The organism is Odoribacter splanchnicus DSM 20712 (genome assembly GCF_000190535.1).
Taxonomy (GTDB): domain Bacteria; phylum Bacteroidota; class Bacteroidia; order Bacteroidales; family Marinifilaceae; genus Odoribacter; species Odoribacter splanchnicus.
The window spans coordinates 2,785,616-2,808,712 of record NC_015160.1; the positions used below are offsets into that span (position 1 = coordinate 2,785,616).

The window sequence follows — 23,097 nt, forward strand, 5'->3', positions numbered from 1 at the left end:
TTAAAATCTGAAATGTGCAAATGCCCGGTTAGCTTCAGCCATACGATGGGTATCTTCTTTCTTTTTGAAAGCAGCACCTTCCTCTTTGTAGGCAGCCATAATTTCAGCAGAAAGTTTTTCAGCCATGCTGTGTCCGCTTCTCTTGCGGGAGTAAAGGATCATATTTTTTACAGAGATCGCTCTTTTACGGGCCGGATTAATTTCAGTAGGCACCTGGAAAGTAGCACCACCGACACGGCGGCTCTTTACTTCTACCTGAGGAGTAATATTCTCCAATGCCTGCTTCCAGATCTCCAGAGCAGATTTCTCTTCTTTTTTTGCCATTTTTTCCTCAACGATATCCAGTGCGTCATAAAAGATTTTGAACGCAACAGTCTTTTTACCGTCCACCATCAGGTCATTAACAAACCTCGTCACCAGTACATCGTTGAATTTTGGATCCGGTAACAGGATTCTCTTCTTTGGTTTAGTCTTTCTCATTTCTTTTCGTTTACGAATTTGTTCGTCAAGCTGCCCTTTTTGGTCTTCAACGGTTTCCCAACCATTTACTCAACTGTTTTTCGGGAACGCTTCATAAACACAATTCCTGTTAATCACTAATTTTTATTTCTTGCCCTTTCCTTTAGCTGGAGCAGCAGCCTGACCCGGTTTCGGTCTTTTCGCACCATACTTAGAACGTCCCTGGCAACGTCCGGCAACACCGGCAGCATCCAAAGTACCACGAACCAAGTGGTAACGCACACCCGGAAGGTCTTTCACACGACCGCCACGGATCAACACGATGGAGTGTTCCTGCAAGTTGTGGCCTTCTCCCGGAATATAAGCATTCACTTCTTTTCCGTTGGTCAATCTAACACGGGCAACCTTTCTCATGGCTGAGTTCGGTTTTTTCGGAGTGGTAGTGTAAACACGTACACAAACTCCTCTTCTCTGTGGGCAAGAATCCAAAGCAGGAGCTTTACTCTTGTCCTCGATCTTTACTCTTCCTTTTCTTACTAACTGTTGAATAGTAGGCATTTTACAAGTACTCTTTTAAAATTATTATACTTTTCTCCAAAATGGAGTGCAAATGTACTTACAATTCTAGTAACTACCAAATGTTCTTCCTACTTTTTTTGTAAAAAAGATAAGATTGTCAGAAAGTTACCTATTCAAACCCACCAGTCCTTAAGATTTCGGAAAGCCGGAAACAGGTAAAAGAAAAAGAAAATCGCGATGAAATATGTCTTTATCGCGATTTTCTAAACTAAACACGGACAAGAAACCTCGTTCACTCAACCTTATCTGCCACACTCATCAATATCTTTCCCGATAAACTATATCTACCGGTTTGGCAAAACCGCTATACTCTTTATACAAGGTCACTTTTCCATTCATCCTCTCCGGAATATCCACTATACGAATCATACCTCCATTCTCTCCACCTTTGTCCGAACCGATGATCAACCGGTATTCCATATCCAATCCTAACCTACCGTATTCACCATACTGGAACCAGTTAAATTTGATAAATGTGATTTCCTCTCCGGAAAGATCTATTTTCTCCCCGTCTCCGTCCAATATATCCAGTTTCCGCCACTCTTTATAAGCCATATCGTACAGATAAATCATATTATCGACAACGTAGAAGAGGTAACGATAATGCATGTGTACAGCAAACAATTCTGCACGTTCGATATCCGGAGCATCGATTCGGTAATAATAATTACTCAACTGAGAGAAAGAATTATACCACAAATTACCGAACCCGTGCAACCACAATTTTCCGGTATCATCACGCAAAATAACATACGAGCTGTTACCATCATGTCTGGTATTAGCAGCATAAACAAACTCTTTTCCTGTTACCATGGGAAAAACCTCATTTGCAACCGGGGGTATACGGCAGGATGTTTCATTCCAGGCAAGCCCCAGTTGTACAAACCGTCTGTTGTCCGTATCATAAAGGATAACCGGTGGTTCATAATATCCCCATACTCCATCTGCCGATGTAATGATAAAGGGAGCAACCTTAAAGGTCTTCTCTTCTCCAGCTACATTATTTCTCGGTAATTCATAAATAATTCTTCCCGATGTTTTACAATACACTTCGGTCGTTGTCAACAATACCGAACAAGGATATGTACCGGAGCCATACATCGGATCAAGACAAATCATAGCAGTCGGAACAAATACTCCCGGTATTTTCCCCATGTCGTACTTCAAATCGAATGCTTCTTCCCAAGCCAAACTTTCCGGATCCAAATAACAAGCCCCTGTTTCAGTCATCAATATGATTTTATCTCCCGATCCTGTTATATTTAACACTATACTTTTCGGTCCCTTTTTATTCGGCAGGGCATAATCGTCGAGCAAATTGCGAATCATTAATTCCTGGTTACCGTATTTAGAGATCATATCCAAACGTACTTCGCCCTTTTCGTCGCACAGCACCAACCAACCTTCAGTTGTCTGAATAATCACCTCCATGTCGAAATGTTGCCGCCAAGTCACTTCTGTCTCTTGGTCCAACACATTCAAATAAACAGCGTATTTTCCCAATGGTAAATCGATAAAATAATTCAAATTTTTCTCTTTACCAATCTCATATTCGAACTCATTACCGGTTTTATTCTCTTTCGCGACAGCCACCCAAGTATACTCATACTTTCCGCTTCCGGCAGCCAATGTGTGTTTCAGCTCCGGAACAACTTTTAGTGTATCTGTATTTTTAAATACCGTCACCAGTGTGTCCGGCATTCCTGCAATAGAAATCTCATCGATATCCTCATAACTGTAATTTCCTTTATCATCGTAACACGAATAAAGTATAACAGTCATCAACCATACAATTAAATATACATTCTTTCTCATCATATTTCATTTATTGGGCCTGTGGTCCCATTGTCATTTCCGTAATACCATCCTCTTCATAAACAGTCCGGCCCGCCGCTTTTTCGTCGGCCAGATATTTTTTCATATACGATCCGATATACCCCATGCGGGAAAGTATATAACCCGCCTCCTCGGATTTTTTATTAAACTCTTCCCGTGGAATATCCATTTCATCGCAAATCAAAGCAAACTTCTTCGCCGAAAATTCACCGAACATATATGGATTCCACTGCGAAGGCGGTTCATTCATAAATTCCGAAAACAATAATATCAGCTTTAACCGCTGCGTCTTTACCCAAGAGGTCGAATCGCTGGAACCATAATCGTAATAAGTTGTAAAATGCCCGTTAGGCAATAATTCCATATCAATTCCCTTTTCTTCCGTTTGTAAGGCTTTCGTCCGGATCATAGTTACAGGAATCACAAGAGAAACCTCTCCCTTCTTAACCACATACTCTTTCTCCAACGGTTCAAAATCCACACCTTCCACCGCATTTACCGGTGTAAATTTTATATTCACCGGACGATCGTAATCTGCCACCTTACCTATCACCTTCAGATGAATATCCTGTGCCTGTGTTTCATATTCACTGTCGACATAAGTAAAAGAAAAACGTACCGTATCCGATATCTCATTCAGATAAATGGCATCAGTACCGCTATATTCCTCATATTCTGATTTACAACTGCTCAATATTGTCAAAAGCAATATAAAAATAACATTCTTTTTCATAACTCATCTTTTAACGAAAATCGGTTTCACTTAATGGCAACGGGACGACGTATTTTGCTGCATCCATATCCAGGTCGGCATTTTCCGAATAAGAATGTAATACTTTTACATTCAAACGCTTATAATAAAAAAACAACTGTCCTTCTCCAAAAAATTCTCTCCTGTATTCGTCCCGAAGCATTCCGGCCAATTGTGTTTTATCCTCCAATTCTTTCACTCCCCTATTAAACAATACGGTATTCAGCGCATCCAACGCCTCCGTCTCATCCGTGGCTGTCTCTGCAATAATGTAATACATTTCCGTCATCCGAATCAAAGGGATCAACTTAGTCCATACCTCAGTCGACGACACGTCTTCATACTTATGGAAACACCTGTAGTCCCGGGTAGTGCCTTCCAACCAAATCGGTCTGTTACGCCAATCCAGCAAATCCCAAGTAAATAAATCATCGATATGTTTTTTAGGTGAATACACTTGTGCAGGCTCCAGAGTGGGACTGAAATAATTCGTAAAAATCTCTTCACGTGCATTATAATAAGCTGCAAACAACAATTCTGAAGAAAAGATCCTGTCCGGATTTCTCGTATTATCCATAATCTCCCGGCGTTCGGTCCAAGGGAACCATTGTTCTTGTACAGCTGTCACGGCTTTTGCTTCCCGATAAGCTTCCGCCTTATTGTCCGCCCATAAATATACCCTTGCTTTTAAAGCTTTTACCGCATAATAGTTCAAGCGTTGTGTACGATAAGTATAATAATTCAACCCATCTTCCGAATCCTGGTTTTGCGGTCCTTCTTCAATAATCGGATCAGACTCACCTAACAAACGTTCCGCCTCATCCAAATCTTTCAGTACTTTCTCCACAACCTGAGTAGCCGGTAAAAGGGAGGTTGCCGAAATTGAATATACCGTATTATAAGGAATAGACAAATCGGCTTTATTGGTAGCATATACCGGTCCAAACAAACGTAACATATCAAAATGCAGAAAAGCACGAAGTGCCATCGCCTCACCGATAATCATTTTCCGCATTTTTCCTGTCAACACTTCCTCATTTTTTTCCGCATATTCCAATAATTTATTACAATTGGCAATCAGCGAATAGGCTTTCTCCCACACTGCAGCGAACTTACTCTTCGCATAATCTATGGTATAATTATATGTTCCCAACCGATAAGCATTTGTCGTATTCCCCGAAAAATCATACCGTTGCGCTAAAATCTCTACGGCATCTACCGATAATTCACCTCCATAAAGCGCATTATTGCTCAATTCCACATAAATTCCATTCAGAGCAGTGCGAAACCCTGATTCCGTACTGAACAGCTGCCCGTCGGTCACCTGATCTTCCGGCTGCACATCCAACCAAGAGTGACATCCCGAAAATATACCCGTTATACAAACAAGTAATCCTATCAATATATATTTTCTATTCATAACTTCCATTTTTAGAACATTGCAGACAATGAAAACGAGAACGAACGGGCAAACGGATACTCAATTCCCCGCTCCTCCTTGATCGAAGAAATACGGAATAAATCCGTCGTATTCGCTTGTAAACGCAAAGACTGGATTCCCAGTTTCTGTACTGCTTGCGATTCAAAATCATAACCGACCGATATGGATTCGGCCTTGATATAATTCTCCCGCAATACAAAACGTGAAGAGATGGGTGTCGTTTCGGTTAGTGAAATTCCTTTAAACTTAGCATGATCCCCCGGTTTTTGCCAACGGTCATGCAAAGCGCGTTTGTCCTGATTGCTTTTCAAGCCAGCCAACGAAATATTCTCCACTTTATTATAAGTAGGGATATTCAGTAAATGTCCCTATAAAATACAATGGCATATGAAGATGCCCCAGTATAATCACTTCATATGTCATTTTTATTGTCATTTTTCTGTATTTTCCCATATACTCTTATAGGCAGGACATGACGTTCCGGAAGAAGTCTGACGACCTCTTCTGATTTTTTCGTTAAAATCATATCATGCTGCTTTCAGCGCTCTGTTCCTGACCTTATCTATCATCAGTATGGCATTTGCCGTATGTATTCCAAAGAAAATCCAAAGGATTTCCGTTTTCCTGTTCCGTGCCTTTATCCTTGAGAGTGAGTAATGTTGCTTTTGAGTGCCGAAGCTGCCTTCAAGCCTGGTGGCCCTTTCTTTGGAGAGTTCACTTCTGAGAACCTTTCTCAAGGATTCATCCCTGGCCGCCCTTCCCTTGCGTACAAAGGATGTGGATATTCCATATTTTGTACAGAACTTTCTGTTGGCATTATTGGCATATATGGAATCGGCAGCCACGCATCTTATCCTCACATTCATGAGCTTCTGCTGCATGCGGATGCAGTCCTTCAGGCGTATACCTTCGTTGAAAGCCTTGAACGAAAGATGTTCGATGAACGATATGCCGTCTATCTGTATGTTGTTGACCTTCGCACCGAACTCGACGGACTTTGTTTCCTTGCCTCTTACAATGGGACGTACATAATGACGGTCAATGCTGACGATGCGGTCCCTGACCTTCTTCCCTACAAACATTTCCTTTTCCTGTACAAGAACCTTTCTGATGATGGAAAGACGTTTCTGGTAATCCTGGGTATAGCGGAGTAAGGTTCCGTACTCTCGATGAATCTCATCCCTCTGTATGAGGAGCTTTTCAAGAAGCCTGATCATACGACGCCTGAGCATTTTTGTCCTCGAAGCCTTCCTTTTCTTTTCTTGCAGTAGGACAGATAGGACTCCGCTACATTCCTGTATTTGTTGCGGGGACGTCTTATGCCAGGTTCCACACAATGCCTGCAGATATATCTATAGAGCCATTCAAGGCTTTCCCAAAGGAGTTTCATGTCAGTAGGATAACGCATATGGCTTTCATAGCATGTGGCATCGGTCATACAGATGTGAAGGCTGTCAAGATAGGGTTTCCAGTGTGAAGCCAGCACTTCCTGGAGGGAATCAATATCAAGACGGGACGCTATCTCATTGCGGATAGCACTGACTATCTTGTAGTTGGTTATGGGGAAGGACGGATTTATCATAATCCAGCAGAACATCTGGTAGTGTATGTTCCCGTTCAGATGTTCCACCAGCTGCCTGTCAGAGAATCCGGTGTATGCCTTCAGGACCATAAGGGCAATCTTTGCGCAGGGACTGAATATATTCCTGCGCCCCAGATGCTGGTCCGACAAGCCCACAGTCTTTGCTATATGCTCAAATGGAAATACCGAATGAAGCCTGCCAAGCTCACTCTCATGAAAACTTTTGCGGTATCTTTCCAGAATATCAAATTCTGTAAACCCCAAAGTAGGGTGAATTTCTGAAATATTTTGTATCTTAGCCATATCTTAGTCAGGGTATTTCCCCCGTTTTGGCTGCCAAACCTTATTTGCGGGGGAATACCTAAAGATACAAAAAAGCCAACTAATTCGCAATATTTTATGTATGAATTAGTTGGCTGATTTTATAGTATTTACTGAATGTCCCTGTTTATTTTTCGGTTATAAAGATCTTTCTCCCTTCCACCTTGAACCGGATTCCTCCTGTCATTTCCAGCATACTGACAATATGTTCAAAGTCATCATACCGTTTCAGATTCCCGGAAAACGACACTTTTTTCAAGGATTCATTTTGAAATACCGCCTCTACATTATACCAACGTGAAATAATATGCATAACCTCTTCCAGAGAGCGTTTTCTAAACACGAACTTTCCCTCTTTCCACGCAATGTAAGGGAAAACATCTACTTTCTTTTTTTCCAAATTACCATCGGTTCCAACCACCCCCTGTTCACCCGGCATCAAAATAACCGTTTGATCGGCAACAGCAAAGCGGACAGCACCTTCGACAAGAGTCGTCTCGATCCGATTCTCCTCTTCATAAGAATAAATATTAAAACTAGTACCCAATGCTTCTATCTCCGCCTCTCCGGTGACCACGACAAAAGGATGTTCTTTATCTTTTGCTACCTGAAAATAAGCCTCTCCTGTCAAAAATACTTTCCGTTCAGTACCTGTAAATCGCACCGGATAACGTAATTCGGAAGCCGAATTCAGATTCACAACCGTACCATCCTGCAAAGTCACCGAATACTCTCCGCCTCTCGGAATTTGTAAAATATTATATTGAATTTTCCCGGTCTGTTGCCGGCCGATATAGCTCAAACGTTCTTTAGCAGTGTGTATTTCAGCACCAGGTTGTATCAATACCGAATCCACGCCCGGGCCCCCTAACAAAATCCGCTCTCCATCGGCAAGTATCAGTTCCGCTTTCACATTTCCAGGTAAAATATTTTCAGTCATCAGCCCGAGCGGATACCGATCACTTTTATCCCGCAGTACAAAATAAAAAAGCCCGCTAACCAACAGCAACAATACCGAAACAGCAACAGCAGTCACTTGAAACAACCGGGCTCGCCTCAAGCGATGTTCACATTTTTGCCGTACCTTTAGATAGGCCATCACCAAATCCACCTGTTCCCATTGTTTACTTTTCGAAATGATAAACTCCGAAGTCAGAACCCGACGATACAGTAGTTCATTCTCCGGAAATTCCTGTCGCCACTTTCCAAGCATTTCCTCCTCCTTTTCGGTCAACTGTCCCTGGACAGCTTTCGACAATAAAAAAGCAACTTCCTTATAATTTTTAAACTCTGCCATAGAAGCTTTATTTATTCATTACACTTATACGACACTTCAAAAACAAAAAGGAGGTAAAAGAAAATTGTTAAAAGTGAAAATAAATGCTCTTACCGTTGGATAGATAAAAGTAAATAGCGGAAAACAAACGAATTAAGAAAACAGGACAGCAGGAAGAAAAAGAAATAATTTTCCAAATTTTTCCTTTAAAATTTTCCTGGCTATCTGCTTTTGCTTTTTTACGGTCTCTACTGCAATATCTAATTTTTCTGCAATTTCTTTAGCACTATAACCTTCTAATGTTAAAGAAAACACTGTCCGGCAAGCAGGAGGCAAATCCTCCATTGAATTCATTACCAAACGGAAAGTCTCTTCTGCTATATAATTATTGATTTCAGTAATATCTACCTCTTCTGTAAAAGAACGCGTTGCTTCATTTCTTATTTTCTCAGCCCGTAAATAATTAAAACACTTAAAACGGACCATCTGATAGACATAAGCAGAAAAATCACCGACAGCACTCCAACGTTCCCGGGTTTCCCAAAGCTTCACAAATACTTCCTGTACCAGATCCTCAGCTATAGTTTTGTCTCCCACATAATATAAAGCAAAAGAAATCAGAGATGGATAGTAATCTATAAACAAATTACGGAAAATCTCATCTTCTTCTATTCCTCTGATTCTAAAATATTTAGACATAAAACAAAAACGATTCTAATAAAAGAATTCATACAGCGGCACAGATCTATAAACCGCTCATAGCCAAACAAAATTAAAGATTAAAACAGTACCAGCCAAATTTTTATCATCTATTATGAAATTACAATTAAAACATAGGGAGCACCCTCGTCCGACCTGATTGGACAAACTTTTTCGAATATCCCTAAATAAAGACGTGTTTCAGAAAATACCTTCTCCTGAAAACACGTCTTCAAAGCATTAGTTCGTTCTCCTTATTTTTTATCTAAATATTGCCCGTGAATGGCATGAAGATGCAGATAAGGGTAAAGTGCCGTAGAAAGGACAGGAGCAGGGAAAAAAGGCTCGCTGGCCATCAGTTCATAAGCTTTCTTATAATCCCCACTTTTGGCATGAGCAGCAGCTAGATAAAGCAACGTCTCCTTACAAGGACTATGCTCCAACGCCTTTCCCGCCATCCCGATGGCTTGTTCAATTAATTCCGGATCTGTTACAGAATCGTCAAAAAAACCAGCAATAATGAGTGTATAAAAAAACTGACGATACAAATAAGGATGTTTATCGCCATATTTATCTGCTACTTTCCTGGCCAAAGCCATACCTTGTTGGAAGTTTTTCTCAAACAAGGTTCGTTCCATATCCAGAATCTCCAAATACATCGGTGCATAACACGATTTTGTCTTACGAACCATTTCAAGGTGGGCTCGGTATTTTTCTGGATTCTTCAGATTAGCAGAGCCGGCACGCACCATCATACGATACATATTCACCCAAAAATCATCTCCCTTTTCATACCCCTGATAAATATCCGGATACCGATTCAAAAAGCCGAAAACAATATTATCTTCCGGAATGCGCATAAATCCCCGCATCAGCAAATAGTTCTCCTTCTGCTGCAACTGCTCTTCCGTAAGGGTAGAAAAATAGCTTAACAGACAATCCTTTACCTGGTCAGGATGTATCCGTTGGAGGAGTTCTACCACATATTCCTGTACCAACTCCAAAGAGCGTTCACCGCTTTCCCAGCGTTTCCGGGCAATTTCCAACCGGGCACTTAAATCAGACTTGGCAGCTTCTTCGGCATATCGGATAAAATCTTCCGGAGAAACAGAACCCGTACGAGTATCCAATAAATTACCTCGGGCATCCAACCAAAAAAAGGAAGGATAACCGTTCGCCTGATAGTGCTTAAAAAAAGCGTGAGAACTTTCTTTTTCCGCATCCAATTTTAAACAAACAAACTTATTGTTATAATAGTCACCAACCTCCTGACGAGTAAAAACATTCTTGGCCATCATTTTACAGGGGCCGCACCAAGAGGTGTAAACGTCTACAAAGATTTGCTTCCCTTCCGCCCGGGCTTTCTGAAGTGCTTCCTCATAGGTGCCATGAAAAAATTCAATGCCTTGCGCATATATACTCCCCATAGCCAGGACCCCAAAATACAATAACGCTAAAACCCTTTTCATTCCGTTACTCATATTTTTCGTTAATATCGATGACTTTATCACAGAAACCCGTCTTTTTGAACACACTGTCCAAGTGAATACCACCGGTGGAATTCACTTCGTAGAATACGACCCCTCCCTGACGTTCCGTACGGTTCAAATCCCGCACAGCCAAACGCACCTGTTGGGATATCCGAGTTGCAGAAGGATCAGACTCAGTAGGAGCCGGCACCGTAATATCCACAAACTGTATACCGGTTACCTGCATATTTTCAATGGCCTGCATATCCTTTTGCAGAACTTCCAATGATGAACTTGTAGAAGCATTCAACTGATTTACTGCAAAAGAATAGACCGCATTTTCCGTAGCGTACATCAAAACATCCTCATATTCCGGATTCGCAGCAAATCCAATTGCTTCATGCAAATGAGGTGCAACAGCAGCAGTGACTTCCGTCTTGCTGATGCTGCGGAAACTGTTATTCAACAAAGAAAACTTATACATCCAGTATTTGCCGTCTTTTTTATTCAACAACAGCATCCAGGCTCCCAACTTTGCTTCTGAAAGAGGACCCCAGCATTTCAGCTCCAATCCCGTCCCCAAATTGCTGCCATCAAAGATCCCCGGATCGTTGTCCGCTTTACTAAACGTTTTCAGACTCCCCTGATTCCACGGATTGTGCACAATCAAACGCCCGTACAGCTCATCGAAAAACACAGGATTAGAACCGACAGCCAACACATGGGGGGCTACCTGATATTCCCGCGGTTCGTTCATCAATACCAATCCCGGTTCCCAATTGATTGCCTGCATATTAGTAGCCCTCTTGCAAACCATGCCATTCACAATAATATAATCAATCATACCCCCTTTATAATACAATTCCGGACTCATTTCCGATGCCTCGAAGTGATGGTCACAGGCTTCCCTCATCGTCTTGATTTTCTCAAAAGAAAGCGGACTGGCCACCACACCTCCGTTTTCATCCCGGCAAAAAATCAACTCCTGTTTCAGAAAAGTGGCATAAGCATTCGGATTCACCGAGAATATCCGGGTAGGATTTCTCCCCAAAAGTTGTTTATTGGCACTTTCATATACATCCTCAAGAACCGTATTACTCTCATCATCTGGGATGAAATTAACTTCCGCCAGACCATTCTCTTCACACAAAAGAACAGTTCCTTTGGTAAACTGCGTACGCACCTCAAGTTCCCTTTCCTCCCGGTAAAAAACACCGGTTGTATTATCTGTTACCTTCAACGCCAGGGTATAGGCTTCCCCAGGGGTGAGAATGGACGGTTCTGCCAATACATCCAACTCCCTTTCCCGACCTAATGTGTCTGCTTCATTACGGGTAGTCGTAGTATAAGCATACCAAACGTAGGACAAATTACTCTCGTCATTTTGAGAAGTCCGGATGACCGGCGTACATTGTAAACGATTATATAACAATACAGAATACCGCTCTTGTAACCCCTCTATCGTGACCTGATTCAACACCTTGAATTCATCAATCGTTTTGTCATCCACACATCCTGCCAAAACAGACAACATGCATACCACTCCTATATATTTTATTACTTTCATCATAATACATCAAATTAGAAAGGATTCCACACTGTAATCAAATTACCATCTTCATCATATTCCGTATGAGTTGCATAATACTCACACACGACACGCCCCTGCTGCATCCAATAACTGTAATAATTCAATCCGCCCCATCCTATCAACTCTTCCTTTGTTAAAGGAAAATCATGTCCCATAAGTAAAATGCAACGCTGATGCTTCACTTTTGAATACTCCCCGAAATAGAGAGCTAATGGCATATCCCAATAAGCAGGTTTCACCAATTGATTGGTTATCATCAGACGCATATTTACCCGATCAGGATACCCTAACGATAAACTTTCCGTCGCTTTCAACGACAATTCCAGCATCACAGTTGCCTCATCCAATTCCGCTCCGGGTTTCATTACCACCACCGGAAAAGAAGAAACCGATTTATCAGCTTCATAAGTAAACCGATGCTGCAGCGTTTCATAATGTTTTCCGGCCACCGCCGAGGAATTTTCCGAAACAATGACTTCATACTCCCCCGCCTCATCCAACAAATCTCCCAACAACTTGACATGAATCTGAATCGTATCCCGGTCCGTGTCTTTCATTCGAAAAGAATACACCAAACTATCTGCCCCCACTACATAATCCGGGAAATAAATGCCAGGCGTGTCCGTATACACCATACGTTCGTTTTCCGAACAAGATGCCAACACCAGCATTGCCATAACTATCGTATATAAATATTTCATAATCCGCATTTTTATTCTATTAAACCAAAATCCAATTCATCATCCGGCAAGGGTATCACATACACCTCTTCCGGCTCAATCGCTACCGTCCGGTAAACCCCGATACGTTTCAGTCCTAAACGCTTATAGTAGTAAAACATCTGCCCTTCACACATAAACTCCTTGCTATACTCCTTGGCAATCTCCGCTTGCAGGTCAGTGACCTCTGTCATCGCAGCCAATCCCCGATGGGCACGTAAAGTATTCAGATAAGCTAATCCCTGATTGGCCGAACATTCAGCAGCAATGTAATACAATTCAGACAAACGAATCAAAGGGATACAACCCACATTGACATACTTCCCCGGCATGACGGCAGTAGCAGAATTGGTTTCCTGAAACCACAACTTCAACCGATAATCATCATCCGCCGGATCTTGCTGTGCAAACAATTTGTTCCGGTTATTGATACTGATACTTAAAGCTGTGGAACTATTAGTAATACCGTTTTTTATAACCGACTCCCCGAAATAAACATCGATATTATCCTGCATTTTCCCTTCCTCCAAAGCAAACAACAACTCACTGTCGAATAAACGCTCATCGGTTGCAGCCGCAGTAGTAAGTGAAAACGGTGCGACGGGTTCACTTCCCGGCTCTCCCACAATCTCCCGGGCAGCTTCCAAAGCATCCGGTAAATTGCCGGCATACAGTTGCACCCGGGCCAGCAAAGCCGTCACGGCATAATAATTCAAATGCTTTTGCCGGTTCCGCAACAACGGATGATTCCGATACAAAGATTCCAGTTTCGCATAATTCGGCCCATAGGGGTCAACCTCCCGCATCAATTCACGTGCCGCGTTCAAATCTTTCACGACCTTCTCCAAAACAGCTCCCACCGTCAGCTGATGCTGCGGCAGATTAGTATACGACTCCAGATAAGGGATGGCTTTTCGCTCCTTGTCTATTGCCGGAGAGGCGGAAAACAACCGCAACATATCAAAATGAAGCATACCGCGCAAAGCTAAAATTTCTCCCTTATAGATACGATACACCTCATCACCCGAAAATACCCCCCGTTGCTCATCGATAAACATCAGCATAGCATTCAAATTGGCAATGCCCTTGTATTGCCGGCTCCAAATCGTAGATAAGACCTCCTTATCATAAGGCTCCCTGTAAAGATAATCTTTCGTCTTGATATACCGGTGGGTATTCCCGGAAATATTATAATACTGCGCCAGCACATCCACATAGCCGAATGAAAGCTGACGTCCGTAACTTTCGGGAGCAGACATCAACGAATAGACACCTGTCAACACATCCCGAAAACCGCTTTCCTGTTGGAACAAATCTTCCGCCTTCACATCCGATTTCGGAGACACGTCAAACCAATTCTCACAGGCGGCGGAAAAAAACAGCATCCCCAAACATACCGGTAAATATATTAACTTTTTCATTTGCTTCTTAATTAAAAGGTTACTTGTAAAGCTACAGAATAATTCCGGGCAAACGGATAGGAGGTACCCCGTTCCATTTTAACCGTCGAGGCGCGAAATACATCATTACCGATTAACGACAGTTTCAGACGCTCAATCCCATAATGCCGCAGACGCCCCGCATCAAACTGATAAGAAAGATTCAATGACGACAAGGTAATGTAATTCTCCTGCTCGATAAAACGGGAGGTCGGCATGGTCGCCTCCGTATTGCTGATGGCTTTGAATTTTGCCACATCGCCCGGCGTTTTCCAACGATCGTATAACACCCGGCGATCTGCATTCTCCTTCGGGTCTACGTTTTCCACCTTATCCACTAACGTCTGATTATACACATCAGCACCATAGCTGTAACGGAAATAAGCATTCAGCTGAAAACCCTTATACATAAACATCGTTCCGAAATTCCCTTCAAATTTCGGGTCGCTGCATCCTAACGGTTTATAATTATCCGTACTCCATTTATTGACTTTATCGCCATTCAGCGCAATAAATACTTCTTCTCCCGTATTAGGGTCGATACCTATGGACTCGTTCGCCCAAATCATATTGATGGATTTACCTTCCTGATAACGCACCATGGGAGCTCTGGTTTTCCCCTCCTCTATCTCCCCATTCATTTCATCATCCTGGGATTTGTTATAAGCTGCCAGTGCATCATTCAACTTCATTAACCGGTTTTTATTCTTCACAATATTAAAGAACACATCCCACTGCATACGTCTGTCAGCATCCTTTAGCAAAACACCCCGGAGATTTAATTCCAATCCCTTATTTTCTATCTCGCCCAGGTTGTCTTTATAAGAAGCAAAACCGACAGACGGAGCCAGCAACACATCAATCAATACCGATTTCGATACATCCTTATAAATATTGAAATAACCGCTCAACCGACTGTTCAATAAAGTAAAATCAACCCCAACATTCAACTTTTCTGTCTGCTGCCATTTCAGGTCCGGATTACCGAAAGCCTTCAATAACGCCCCGATATAATCATCATAGGTCAATCCGTCAATAGCCGATTCCTTATACGAATACATCATCATCGCCTGGAAAGGGTAGAAATTCTGACCACCGGTTGTCCCCCACGAACCGCGGATTTTCAATTCATTTACATACGGATTTTCAGCCAACCATTTCTCATGGTGCAGGTTCCAGGCAACACCTACAGAACCGAACGTCCCCCACCGCTTAGATGAACCGTATACAGAAGATCCATCGCTACGAACCGAAAAGTCTACTAAATAGCGGTTATCATACCCATAATTAAAATTTCCTACCACACCCATCAGACGACTGACCTCATAATCACCACTCGGTTTATCGCCGTCCTGATACTCTACCCCCATACCGATATGGTCCATCTTGTCATTCGGGAAATTATAAGCCGTGGTAGTAAACAAGTCGTTTTTCGTTTCTTTGATATTCCAGACAAAAGTAGCATTGAATAAATGACGGTTCACCTCTTTCGTATAAGCAGCCATAACATTCGCATCATACGAGAAATCATCCGTAACTTTTTTCTCATAACTGCCCTTCAAATCCTTTTCATAAAAAGAATTATGCCCGGCAGGTAAAAAACGGTCTTCAACCGTCATCTTCTTATTCAATGACACGGCTGCCTTCAATTTTAATCCCTCTAAAACATCCCATTCTACGGAAAAATTGTCAATAAAATTCTGATAGGTAGTCTCGAACTTCGTACCCAATGAAGCATTATACAAAGGATTCAATGCATATTCCTCCCCGTCACCGATTTTCAATACCTGCTTGATATGACCGTTTTCATCATACGGATAAAGATACGGATTCATATAGGTATAATCCGAAAATGTGCCATAAGGAGAATCCTTCTGTTTCACATGATCATACGTTAAATTATTCATAAACCGCAAATTCTTATAACGATATTGCAACTTAATGCCGATACCGATATTTTGACGCCCGGAACCTTTCATTATACCTGTTTTATTCTGATAATTCAGGTCTAATCCATACCGCAACCGGGCATCCCCCCCCTCCAACAACAAAGAATGCTTATGACTGAAACCAAGCGCATGAATCGGTTTCTTCATCCAATCGGTATTCACCCCTTGCTGAACCAACTTCAAACGTTCATTGTATGCCTCCTGCAATTCTTCCTTCATTCCGATATTCGGATGCGAATAAAGTCCGGCCAATTGCTCATACTCCAATTTTTCCGATGCATTCATCAGATTGTAATCGCTCAGGTCAGCAAAATTAAAATCACCGGAAAAATGATAAGAAACACGCAATTCTCCCATCTCCGGAGCTTTAGTCTCTACAACGACAACCCCGTTCGCCGCCCGCGAACCATATATAGCAGTTGCCGCCGCATCCTTCAACACGGTAATGCTCGATACCCGATTAGGGTCTAAGTCGAAAATTTTTTCCGCCGACACCTCGAAACCGTCCAAAATAAAAGTCGGCATATTAGGCGAATTCTCATAATCCGACTTCAGATTGCCACTGCCATGGATTTGAAATTCAGGTATATGGTTCGGATCACTACCTGCTGTGATATCCTCCATCAATTTAAAAGAGGGGTCTATCGTCGATAAGGCCGACAAAATATTTCCGGTAGAAATCTCCCGCAACTTCTCTCCCGAAAACGTAGTGGCAGCTCCTGTATAACTATCTTTCTTCCGCTGGAAATAACCGGTAATCACCACCTCGTCCATTTCAGCTATCGCCTCTTCCAATACCACATTCAGCTCTTTTTCTCCCCTCCACTTTACTTCTTTGGTTTGCATACCGACAAACGAAAATACCAAAACGATACTGTCGGCCTTAGGTAATTCAATGGTAAACCGACCTTCTACATCCGTAGCGACACCCAGCGTCGTTTCTTTCAATACCACGGCAACACCTGGCAATACATGGCCATCTGCGTCTTTCACAATCCCTTGAAGCAAAAGTTTTGTGGGAGTCATGCGTACCTGATCATTGATATTTTTACGCGAAATCACAATGGTATGATTCATTAGTTTATAAGTCAGACCGGAATTCTGCAAACATTCGTCCAACACCACTTTCAGGTCCTCATCTTTAAAGTTCAGTTCCAAATCCTGTACCTGTTCGATTTGGGCATCCTCATACAGAAAAATATAGCCCGATTCTTTCTCTAATAACTGAATCACCTGCTCCAATGAAGCATTCTTTACCTCCAAAGAAACCTTTGCGATCTGACTATACACATTCGCAGACAACTGAAAAGAAGAAATACACAAAAACAAGATTAAAAACTTCATCATTAAATACGTTTTTAACCATCTTCTTTGAAAAAGAAGACATCGGATTCCATTTTTTTTCATAAATTTGTAAATTATAATGAAACATTTCCGGCTTAGCCGGTTGAAAGGCGGAATAGTGCCAATATTCCGTCTTTCTTTATTTTCTTTTAGCTATAAAAACTGTATTGTCTTTTATGGTGCAATTTATGCTCCCGACCGTTTCGATCATTTTCATCAATGCCTCGAAACCTTCATAACGCATCATACCCCCTGAAAAGGTAATCTCTTTAGATTCGTCGTCTTCGAAATAAACCTCGACATTATACCACCGGCTCACCATGACCATGATATCTTCCAACCGCTGCTTACGGAAAATAAAACGCCCCTCTTTCCAGGCTACAAAAGGATAAACCTCAACTACACGTTTCTGAAGTTGCCCCTCTTTATCCAAAATACTCTGTTCGCCGGGCTTCAAAATAACCCTATCCTCTATAGATTCGAAACACACCGCTCCCTCGACCAATGTCGTCACTATTTGCCCTTCTTCCGAATAAGAACGTACATTAAAACCGGTCCCCAATACCTGGATTTTAGAATCACACACTTCTACAACAAAAGGATGTGCAGCATCTTTTGCAACCTCGAAATAAGCTTCCCCTGTCAATTGAACTATCCGTTGCTCACCACCGAATTGCAACGGAAAATGAAGTTCTGATTCGGAATTCAGCCACACTCGCGTTCCGTCTGCCAGTGTCATTGTAAATTCTCCTCCCCGGGGAATAGACAACAGATGGTAGGTTTCGGTATTTTCCGTTTTCCCCTCTTTCCCTGCCTGTAAAAGCATACCACTGGAATCGATACGGATATGATTTTGTGCAGTAGGTATAAGCATTGCCGAATCTCCGATATGCCAAACGGAACCGTCAGCCAGGGTTAATACTGCTTTTTTACCACCGGGTTGAATAGTTTGAGTCAGTAAAAGGGGATCGCCAGGACTATTCTGGTGAAACCATCCCCATCCTAGTCCTAAAACCAATAAAATTCCAGCCGCCACACTATAACGGCGAATACGCCTTCTCCGTCTATAGTTCTTTAATTTCCGGTAAGCCCGAATAGGATCATAACGATATTGTTGCTGTAATCGTTCTGCCAAAGTTTCTGAGTTTCCTAACTTATCTGCCATCTTTTCAACCGGACTATCCTGATCCGGCTGAATGTACTCTTCTTCTTTCTTCCGTAAAATATAGCTTAGAACCTTTTCAGAAAAATCATATATATCATTCCATGTATTCATACCCTTTTTATTATACAAACACATGAAATCAAAAAACGGGTAACAGAAAATAACTAATATTTAAAAAAATCTGAAAAGAAAGAGTACAACAAAATCCCCCATACCATTCCCATGCGTTCACGGAGATAGGCATAAGCCCGCTTTTTCTGCATTTTCACTGTATTTTCGGAAACTTCCAATAGCTGTGCGATCTCCCGGACTTTCAAGCCCTCGAGGCTTAAATTCATAACTTGTCTCTGTTGATCGGACAATTCGGAAAGGACCGAACGGAATTTTGCGATCACACTTTCTTCAATGGCCAAATCGATAGCCATTTCTTCGGTATAGGAAATCTCGGAAGTATAATTTCCCAATAGCCGACGGGCATTGTCCCGATCACGAATCATATTCAAAGCCCTGTTGTATACTGCTTTGTAAAGCCAGCCAGCCAAAGATTTGACATTCGGAAATTGCAAGGAAGAATCCCATAACCCGATCATACACTCCTGAACAATATCCTCCACTCCGACATTTTCATGGGTCAGCTTGGCCACATAAGTACACAATGCCGGATAAAACTCCTCGTACAATTGCTGCCAGGCAGTTTCTCTTTTTTTATTCAGGTCTATTATAAATCGTTCATTATCACGCATACTTCTCCTCCGATTGTGTGACAAATATAAAGAAAAAAATAAAAAACAACTCTCCTCTAAACTAAAATCAGTCCAGCCCCCATTACTTAGTGACAATAGTAATAATGGATAAAAAGGATGCTCACCGACGAGAACGTAGAAAAGGAAAATGAAACATTACCCCCGTCCCTTTGTTTCGTTTTTTTTATCTCAGGCGCCTGAGCGAAAAGAATGCAAATAACAGAGAAGCGGGAAACTCTTTTCTAAGAATTTTGAGTCCCAACGAAATATGAGTTTTGACAGTATTCACGGAAACACCCAGTATTTCAGCGATTTCTTTATATTTTTTACATTCGATAAAACACAGCCGCATCACTTCTCCACAACGATCCGGAAGCTGATTGATCCTGTTCATAATTTGCCGGATCAATTCTTCATGTTCGGAATAATCGGTCTCGGCATAGAGCAGATTTTTATACGATTCATTCTCTTCGTGCCGGGCCCTTACTTTCAAATGATCCAGGTAGTTCAGTGAACGGTTACGGGTAAGACTCAAATAGTAAGGCAACATCGGTTGAGTAAAATCTATTTTTCTACGTTGCGCCCATGTTGTCAGAAAAACATCATGTACAATATCTTTGGCAATATCCGCATCCTTCACAAAGCTCATCGCATGAAAACACAATGGCTTGAAAAACCGCTTAAACGAATCTTCAAACTGTAGCTTAAACTCACGTTCACTTATATATCCTAACATATTATCTTTGCCGGAATATTGATTTACGTGCAAATATAATTTTTTTAAGGATATTAACAAAGTATTTATTCTAGAAGGTTCCCCGATATAAAAAATCACAGAATCGTATCCTTTAGCCACGACACATTTTCCCATCACATTCCGGTGGACGGTCACCTCCTTGCTCATCAGATCCACAATCGCAAAAGAATATACCAGGCAATCTACTCTTTCAGTTGTTTTTCTTCCATATTGATCCAATTGGAAGGGTAGATCGAAGTATATATAATTCGCCCGATTCTTTTTGCGGATTTTCACAAAAAGAATAACGGACAGATGATAATGGACAAATACAGGAAAAGCCTAAAAATGGGTGAAGAAAAATTGAAAAAAATTAGTATTACAAAAAATTATTAAATAACAATCTAAGTATAAAGTTTCTATATACCATCCACTATTTTAGCATATAACTGCCTAATTTATAATTGCTTTATTTTTACTTTGAATCCAAAGATGTATATTATCTTGTCTTTGAAATTTATAAAACTTTTTACTACGCTGAATTTTTCCGGAATATCCATAAATATATCCAATAAGTCATTCGAATACGGAGAAGTCCAATCATCTATTCTGCCTAGAGATCATTTTTCCAGACAGAATAGATAACTGAAAAAAGGTTATTCCTGAATCCGGATTCCATCCAGACAGAAATAGGCCGGAGTCCGCATACGGCCGGTACCTGCTTCTATATCGGTAGATTCGAGATCGAAAACTATTTTATCGACAACACCCAAAGCAGACAAATCTACGGGATACCAATCGTTAACCACCCTGCTCCAATCCGGATTTTCAGGATCACCTTTACGTGTACACAAATAAAAGTTTACCGTTCCGGTTGGTGTGTTATCTTTAAATCCTTTGATAATCAATTTAAAATAATCCTTGTCCTCATCGACCAATTTCTTTACTCCTCCGGGGACATTGGAATACCATACTCCTTTTTTGTCGGCACTCCCGGGGATATTCGGATTGGCTTCGGGCTTTTCCGGTGTACCGTATTGATCCCCATACACCATTGCCAGATAGGCATAAGTAGTGTTAGCTACCAGTATATGTTCTACAACCGCAGGTTTTTCCAAGGTAAAATAAGCATCGTCGTTTTTTACACAAGCGACGGCATAAACTTCATTGGCATTCGGATAGCGGGTATATACACTATAGATATTGGAATCCAAAGCTTCCTGAGTGGCCGTCCAGGTAAAAGAACGGTTGTTACGGTTCGAATAGGCAAAACCGCTATACGTGCCATCCGAATTCTTGACGGTATTAAATTTCACCCCATTTGTATGAGCAGCTTTCGAAGTAAAACCGCTCTCCGGAATCCGATGCGTAAAACGCCCCAGTTCCAATTCATTCATCGTCACATCATTCGGGATACTCACCAAAACATCTTTATCGTCGGAACAGGCGATCAAACCTGCCCACATCATGATTATAGCTAAAAATTTTCTCATCATTTTAAATTTTAACATAGAAATAACTCAACTTTTATTTCCCTAATCCCGGGTTCTGATCCGCCAATTTGTTCTTCAACCGTTCGTCTTCAGGAATCGGCCAGCAATATTTATCTGCCGAAAAATCAACATCTTGTTTCAACGTATAAATCCAGGGTTTATTCTGAGCCGGACTAGCATCGGTATCATTGATAAAACGTAAAGATGCAAAGTATTCACTCCCGTTTTCAAGGAATTGTTCTACACAGATCTCCCGGAAAATCGTCCGTAACAATTCTTTTTTAGAAGAAGCCGACAAAGCAGGCAATACCGGATTGGTTCGCTTGGAACGCATTTCATTCAGCGGAGCCAAAGCATCGGCTACGGAATACGGAATAATCGTCCAGCCGGGCTTTCAATTCGGCTTCCATCAGATAGAGTTCGGCATAACGGAAATAATAAGCCGTATAAGGAGCATCGGGAGTATCGTTCCGTCCTCCATGATACAGTTTCTTTAATGCCCAAACATTTTTTGTATCCCAGGTTTCCGGAGCCCGAACCGAGTCCATAACCACCGTATAGCGGGGATCTTCCTTGATCCAACCGTCGAAGATATCGTAATAGGTATTGTTATATCCTATAGCATAAGAATAGGTAAACTCACTCCAGGCACAATTGGTAATATCCCCCATATAACGGGTCCACAATACTTCCCCGGATTCCCAACCTTTCTCGTACATTTCAGCCAGATCGGCTTCCATTTTCCAGCTACCCGGAGCATCTTTCTTCACAGTAAGCACCAAATCCAGCGCATCTTTCAAGTCCTGTACATCACCGCGCATCACTCCCCGGTTCAATAACAACTTCGCTTTCAATACCTGTGCCAATTGTTTCGATAAATAGCGGGGAGTAGTAAAATCGGGTAAATACTTCAACCCCGGTTCCAAATCTTCAAAAATTTTCTGATAAGATTCTCCGACAGTGATTCGGGGAACCTGCAAATTACTCAGATTGGACATCTGATCGCGGTATAAAATACCATAAGCACAGTCGTCGGCTTCCCACCAGTGTCCGAACATCCAGAATAAATTAGCATAAGCCCAGGCCCGCATACATCTGGCCTCGGCGATCAAAGCCTCTTTTGTTTCGGGCGAAGGATATAACTTTACATCCAGATTAGTCAAAGCGATAACTGCAGCATTCGCTGAATTTACCAACCCATACCAAGATTGCCAAATCGCCCCGAAATCATTGCTGCCTTCTTTATAGGTCATATTGTAATTCGGATTATTATAATTCCATACTCCAGCCTGCGAAGCCCACCTTCCAGCCAGTTCTCCACCGAAATTAGACGATTTCGCAATAACAGAATACATACCGTTGATAATATTCTTCGCTCCGTTATAATCCGTCACTGCGTTCTCCAAAGTCAAATTATATTTCGGACTCTGATCCAGAAAATCATCGCAAGAAGCAAATATTCCGGCCAAAAGTAATAGTAGATATATAGAACAAGTTCTCATATT

General features: G+C 41.7%; 19 protein-coding genes and 1 pseudogene. All 20 read right to left on the reverse strand.

Annotated elements, in window-relative coordinates:
- Window positions 1–480: a 30S ribosomal protein S7 gene (rpsG, locus tag ODOSP_RS11765; protein WP_013612526.1), complete on the reverse strand. Its 480-nt coding sequence runs from the start codon at window positions 478–480 to the stop codon at window positions 1–3.
- 123 nt (window positions 481–603) lie between these two features.
- Entirely contained in the window at window positions 604–1,017 is a 414-nt protein-coding gene (gene rpsL / locus ODOSP_RS11770) for a 30S ribosomal protein S12 (RefSeq protein WP_013612527.1), read from the reverse strand.
- Between the two features lie 279 nt (window positions 1,018–1,296).
- Entirely contained in the window at window positions 1,297–2,853 is a 1,557-nt protein-coding gene (locus ODOSP_RS11775; RefSeq protein WP_157741846.1) for a PKD-like family lipoprotein, read from the reverse strand.
- A 10-nt stretch (window positions 2,854–2,863) separates the two neighbouring features.
- On the reverse strand, window positions 2,864–3,607 hold the full coding sequence (locus ODOSP_RS11780) for a DUF4843 domain-containing protein (RefSeq protein ID WP_013612529.1): 744 nt from the start codon (window positions 3,605–3,607) through the stop codon (window positions 2,864–2,866).
- Between the two features lie 10 nt (window positions 3,608–3,617).
- On the reverse strand, window positions 3,618–5,045 hold the full coding sequence (locus ODOSP_RS11785; RefSeq protein WP_013612530.1) for a RagB/SusD family nutrient uptake outer membrane protein: 1,428 nt from the start codon (window positions 5,043–5,045) through the stop codon (window positions 3,618–3,620).
- Between the two features lie 11 nt (window positions 5,046–5,056).
- The gene (locus ODOSP_RS11790; protein WP_041556743.1) at window positions 5,057–5,401 is read right to left on the reverse strand and encodes a hypothetical protein; all 345 of its coding nucleotides are present in this window, start codon (window positions 5,399–5,401) and stop codon (window positions 5,057–5,059) included.
- A gap of 192 nt (window positions 5,402–5,593) precedes the next feature.
- A pseudogene (locus ODOSP_RS11795) lies at window positions 5,594–6,951 on the reverse strand (transposase).
- Between the two features lie 145 nt (window positions 6,952–7,096).
- On the reverse strand, window positions 7,097–8,266 hold the full coding sequence (locus ODOSP_RS11800; protein ID WP_013612533.1) for a FecR family protein: 1,170 nt from the start codon (window positions 8,264–8,266) through the stop codon (window positions 7,097–7,099).
- Window positions 8,267–8,398: 132 nt separating this feature from the next.
- The gene (locus ODOSP_RS11805; RefSeq protein WP_013612534.1) at window positions 8,399–8,944 is read right to left on the reverse strand and encodes an RNA polymerase sigma factor; all 546 of its coding nucleotides are present in this window, start codon (window positions 8,942–8,944) and stop codon (window positions 8,399–8,401) included.
- Window positions 8,945–9,198: 254 nt separating this feature from the next.
- The gene (locus tag ODOSP_RS18850; RefSeq protein WP_157741847.1) at window positions 9,199–10,413 is read right to left on the reverse strand and encodes a thioredoxin family protein; all 1,215 of its coding nucleotides are present in this window, start codon (window positions 10,411–10,413) and stop codon (window positions 9,199–9,201) included.
- A 4-nt stretch (window positions 10,414–10,417) separates the two neighbouring features.
- Window positions 10,418–11,983 carry a PKD-like family lipoprotein gene (locus ODOSP_RS11815; RefSeq protein WP_013612536.1) on the reverse strand — a complete coding sequence of 522 codons (1,566 nt, stop codon included), beginning with the start codon at window positions 11,981–11,983 and terminating at the stop codon, window positions 10,418–10,420.
- Between the two features lie 11 nt (window positions 11,984–11,994).
- Entirely contained in the window at window positions 11,995–12,705 is a 711-nt protein-coding gene (locus ODOSP_RS11820; protein WP_013612537.1) for a DUF4843 domain-containing protein, read from the reverse strand.
- 11 nt (window positions 12,706–12,716) lie between these two features.
- Window positions 12,717–14,144, reverse strand: coding sequence for a RagB/SusD family nutrient uptake outer membrane protein (locus ODOSP_RS11825; RefSeq protein WP_013612538.1), 1,428 nt, complete (start codon window positions 14,142–14,144; stop codon window positions 12,717–12,719).
- A gap of 11 nt (window positions 14,145–14,155) precedes the next feature.
- On the reverse strand, window positions 14,156–17,458 hold the full coding sequence (locus tag ODOSP_RS11830) for a SusC/RagA family TonB-linked outer membrane protein (protein ID WP_013612539.1): 3,303 nt from the start codon (window positions 17,456–17,458) through the stop codon (window positions 14,156–14,158).
- Window positions 17,459–17,594: 136 nt separating this feature from the next.
- Window positions 17,595–18,731 (reverse strand): FecR family protein, encoded by a 1,137-nt coding sequence (locus ODOSP_RS11835; RefSeq protein ID WP_013612540.1) that lies wholly within the window; start codon window positions 18,729–18,731, stop codon window positions 17,595–17,597.
- Window positions 18,732–18,784: 53 nt separating this feature from the next.
- Window positions 18,785–19,363: an RNA polymerase sigma factor gene (locus ODOSP_RS11840; RefSeq protein WP_013612541.1), complete on the reverse strand. Its 579-nt coding sequence runs from the start codon at window positions 19,361–19,363 to the stop codon at window positions 18,785–18,787.
- 184 nt (window positions 19,364–19,547) lie between these two features.
- Window positions 19,548–20,396: an RNA polymerase sigma-70 factor gene (locus ODOSP_RS18855; protein WP_013612542.1), complete on the reverse strand. Its 849-nt coding sequence runs from the start codon at window positions 20,394–20,396 to the stop codon at window positions 19,548–19,550.
- Between the two features lie 359 nt (window positions 20,397–20,755).
- Window positions 20,756–21,592 (reverse strand): DUF4465 domain-containing protein, encoded by an 837-nt coding sequence (locus tag ODOSP_RS18860; protein ID WP_013612543.1) that lies wholly within the window; start codon window positions 21,590–21,592, stop codon window positions 20,756–20,758.
- Window positions 21,593–21,626: 34 nt separating this feature from the next.
- Window positions 21,627–21,926 (reverse strand): RagB/SusD family nutrient uptake outer membrane protein, encoded by a 300-nt coding sequence (locus ODOSP_RS11855; protein WP_041556754.1) that lies wholly within the window; start codon window positions 21,924–21,926, stop codon window positions 21,627–21,629.
- A 1-nt stretch (window position 21,927) separates the two neighbouring features.
- Window positions 21,928–23,094 (reverse strand): RagB/SusD family nutrient uptake outer membrane protein, encoded by a 1,167-nt coding sequence (locus ODOSP_RS11860; protein WP_041556756.1) that lies wholly within the window; start codon window positions 23,092–23,094, stop codon window positions 21,928–21,930.
- Window positions 23,095–23,097: the final 3 nt, after the last annotated feature.

Excerpts from the sequence above, each read along its gene's own strand:
- ODOSP_RS11820 (WP_013612537.1), bottom strand. The coding sequence starts at position 12,705 with ATGAAATATTTATATACGATAGTTATGGCAATGCTGGTGTTGGCATCT.
- ODOSP_RS11855 (WP_041556754.1), bottom strand. The coding sequence starts at position 21,926 with ATGCGTTCCAAGCGAACCAATCCGGTATTGCCTGCTTTGTCGGCTTCT.
- ODOSP_RS11835 (WP_013612540.1), bottom strand. The coding sequence starts at position 18,731 with ATGAATACATGGAATGATATATATGATTTTTCTGAAAAGGTTCTAAGC.
- rpsL (WP_013612527.1), bottom strand. The coding sequence starts at position 1,017 with ATGCCTACTATTCAACAGTTAGTAAGAAAAGGAAGAGTAAAGATCGAG.
- ODOSP_RS11815 (WP_013612536.1), bottom strand. The coding sequence starts at position 11,983 with ATGATGAAAGTAATAAAATATATAGGAGTGGTATGCATGTTGTCTGTT.
- ODOSP_RS11800 (WP_013612533.1), bottom strand. The coding sequence starts at position 8,266 with ATGGCAGAGTTTAAAAATTATAAGGAAGTTGCTTTTTTATTGTCGAAA.
- ODOSP_RS11840 (WP_013612541.1), bottom strand. The coding sequence starts at position 19,363 with ATGCGTGATAATGAACGATTTATAATAGACCTGAATAAAAAAAGAGAA.
- ODOSP_RS11825 (WP_013612538.1), bottom strand. The coding sequence starts at position 14,144 with ATGAAAAAGTTAATATATTTACCGGTATGTTTGGGGATGCTGTTTTTT.
- ODOSP_RS18860 (WP_013612543.1), bottom strand. The coding sequence starts at position 21,592 with ATGAGAAAATTTTTAGCTATAATCATGATGTGGGCAGGTTTGATCGCC.
- ODOSP_RS11805 (WP_013612534.1), bottom strand. The coding sequence starts at position 8,944 with ATGTCTAAATATTTTAGAATCAGAGGAATAGAAGAAGATGAGATTTTC.
- ODOSP_RS11775 (WP_157741846.1), bottom strand. The coding sequence starts at position 2,853 with ATGAGAAAGAATGTATATTTAATTGTATGGTTGATGACTGTTATACTT.
- rpsG (WP_013612526.1), bottom strand. The coding sequence starts at position 480 with ATGAGAAAGACTAAACCAAAGAAGAGAATCCTGTTACCGGATCCAAAA.
- ODOSP_RS11780 (WP_013612529.1), bottom strand. The coding sequence starts at position 3,607 with ATGAAAAAGAATGTTATTTTTATATTGCTTTTGACAATATTGAGCAGT.
- ODOSP_RS11785 (WP_013612530.1), bottom strand. The coding sequence starts at position 5,045 with ATGAATAGAAAATATATATTGATAGGATTACTTGTTTGTATAACGGGT.
- ODOSP_RS11860 (WP_041556756.1), bottom strand. The coding sequence starts at position 23,094 with ATGAGAACTTGTTCTATATATCTACTATTACTTTTGGCCGGAATATTT.
- ODOSP_RS11830 (WP_013612539.1), bottom strand. The coding sequence starts at position 17,458 with ATGATGAAGTTTTTAATCTTGTTTTTGTGTATTTCTTCTTTTCAGTTG.
- ODOSP_RS18850 (WP_157741847.1), bottom strand. The coding sequence starts at position 10,413 with ATGAAAAGGGTTTTAGCGTTATTGTATTTTGGGGTCCTGGCTATGGGG.